Raw genomic sequence first — 1,917 nt, forward strand, 5'->3', positions numbered from 1 at the left:
GGGAAGGGCAGAAGGCGGCCGAGTGCGCCACGTGCAAGGGCGTGGGTGGGGCCCTTGAGACAGAAGAAGATGTAGAGCCGCACCCTTCGCATCGGTTGCTGCCGCAGCCACGCCAGGTGCCCCGCCACGTACTGCTGGAGGAGCGGTTCCGTCGTCTGAGCCAGGATGGATTCGTGCGCGTCCACCCGCTCCCGACAGTCGCCGTCCACGCGGTAGACGAAGCGGAGCACCGCCTCGTCCTCTACCGAGGCGAGGAAGCTTCGCAGCGCCTCGCCAAACTCTTCGATTCCTTCCGCGGATTCGTAGGTGATGTCGCGGGGCTGCAACTCGAACCCCCCGACGTAGTCCATGGCCGGAGTCACCACTGCGGTGACTTCCTGCTCACGGATACAGGCCCACATGGGGATGTGGTCAGCGAGGCTCATCCGGAGGACTCCTGCGCGCAGACGTCTGCACGCGCGAATGCAGGTGGACCCACGGCGGGATGGCCGTGACAGGGAACGCCTTGTGGCGGGCCCTGTTGGCGGCGCTGATGCGGCCACCCGAGAGACGGCGCACGTGAAAGGCCACCAGGTGCTGGAGGTACTGAGGCGGCCGGCCGTAGGTCAGCGCCCGAATCCCGATGTACGAAGCGACGAGAGCCGCAAGCGAGCCGAGGGCGCTGTCCAGGACAGCCAGCGGCAGGTAGGTGAATCCCAAGACGACGAGTGCTTCACTGGGAAAAGCGAGGCCCAGGATGGTCTCCCGGACCTCAACGTCCCGATAGACGGGCGCCCGCATGGAGAGCCCGGCCTACTGCATGGCTGCCATGATCTGCGTTCCTGACGACATCAGCAACATCATCACGATGACGGCAATCACGGTGTAGGTCGCGGCGGTCGCGAACTGCGGCTTGAAGATGGCCGCGCCGACCGCGACGAGAATCATGAGGAAGCCGAGGGGCAGGATGATGTTCGTCCTCGCCCACAGCACCATCTTCTCACCCAGGTACGCATGGGCGGGCATGGCGAAGGTGAGGGCGTAGAGGGCCAGCGTCGCCTTCAGGGTGCGGAAGGCGCGGGTGACTTCACTGCTGCTGTTCTTCTTCTTCGTGGGATTGGACTGCACGGTGTTGCTCCTCGGTAAGACGCCGCAAACCGGCGTCGTAGGTGGCCTTTGCACGAGCGCTGCGCGCCCGAAGCTGCGCGAGCCATCCGCGCGCATCGAGGCGGCGCGGGGGCTCCAGCACAGCGAGAGCAGCGAGGATGACGACTGTCACCGCGAGCCAGAGCCCGACGGGGTGACGGCCGAGGATGCCGAGCACGGTTGCACCGTGTGGATCCACCCACTGCGCATAGACGCCGGCACATACCGGCGCAAAGGAAGACACCACCAGGAGCGAGGCGAAAAGGCGCTCGGGAAGCGGCAAGAGGGACAGATTCACCCAGAGGGTGGTGTGGGGCGCCCTCGATGGACGCCGTGCCCTGATACGCAATCCCATAGCGACATCGCTGCTAAGCCTTTGGGGCTTGCAACGCCTTTACGTAATCCGAGAAAATCGCCCGGAGGTGCTCTCGGTGGGTCATTTCATCGTCCTCGACAAGGCTTCGAACCTGCTTCGCCAGCAACCGTCGCTCGCTTTCGAGGACGAGCCGTTGGTCACTGGGCAGGTCGAAGTACGTCCCGATGTCCTGGAGAGCCTGGGAGGCAATGTCCGCCTCCTTCAACGCCGCCGGCTCGTTCATGCGTTCGTCGATGAAGCGTTTGAGCCTCACAGGAATCGGAACTGTCGTCCGCCTGGGAGCCTCATCGGGCAACTCCGCCGGGTAAACGGGAAGCGAGGCCTTCGGAAGGTCCGTCCTCTGAAGCAGTGTGAAGGCATGCCGGGACAAGACACCGCGGATGTACTCGCGTCGCGTCTGGCGCTTCTCCGAGCGC

The 1,917-nt window shown here is 64.8% G+C and carries 5 protein-coding genes; all 5 read right to left on the bottom strand.

Annotation, left to right across the window (positions count from 1 at the left end):
• On the bottom strand, nucleotides 1-425 hold a 425-nt coding region (locus D7V88_RS41055), incomplete at its 3' end, for a hypothetical protein (protein WP_147449134.1).
• Nucleotides 412-780 (bottom strand): hypothetical protein, encoded by a 369-nt coding sequence (locus D7V88_RS41060; protein ID WP_120545902.1) that lies wholly within the window; start codon nucleotides 778-780, stop codon nucleotides 412-414. The genes D7V88_RS41055 and D7V88_RS41060, both read right to left, overlap by 14 nt.
• A gap of 12 nt (nucleotides 781-792) precedes the next feature.
• Nucleotides 793-1,107, bottom strand: coding sequence for a hypothetical protein (locus D7V88_RS41065; RefSeq protein ID WP_120545903.1), 315 nt, complete (start codon nucleotides 1,105-1,107; stop codon nucleotides 793-795).
• Nucleotides 1,067-1,408 (bottom strand): hypothetical protein, encoded by a 342-nt coding sequence (locus D7V88_RS42815; protein WP_147449135.1) that lies wholly within the window; start codon nucleotides 1,406-1,408, stop codon nucleotides 1,067-1,069. Before D7V88_RS42815 ends, D7V88_RS41065 begins: the two co-directional genes overlap by 41 nt.
• Before the next feature lie 85 nt (nucleotides 1,409-1,493).
• On the bottom strand, nucleotides 1,494-1,917 hold a 424-nt coding region (locus D7V88_RS43430), incomplete at its 5' end, for a hypothetical protein (RefSeq protein WP_158625276.1).

This window comes from Corallococcus terminator (assembly GCF_003611635.1).
Taxonomy (GTDB): Bacteria; Myxococcota; Myxococcia; order Myxococcales; family Myxococcaceae; genus Corallococcus; species Corallococcus terminator.